Here is a 206-nt window from a genome sequence, read left to right as displayed (position 1 = left end):
TTTGTCTGTGGCCAGGACGGATGCCACAAAGCGTTTATCTCATCCGGCGAGCTCATCAAGCACAAGCGTACCCACACAGGGAATAGGCCCTTTGTCTGTGACCAGGACGGATGCGGCCCTTGTCTGTGACCAGGACGGGTGCAGCCTTTGTCTGTGACCATGATGGGTGCAACCGGTCTTTCACCAAATCCAGTGCACTTACTACT

The sequence above is a fragment of the Parendozoicomonas verongulae genome (assembly GCF_009711465.1).
Lineage (GTDB): Bacteria > Pseudomonadota > Gammaproteobacteria > Pseudomonadales > Endozoicomonadaceae > Sansalvadorimonas > Sansalvadorimonas verongulae.
Note: the sequence above shows the minus strand (reverse complement) of the source record.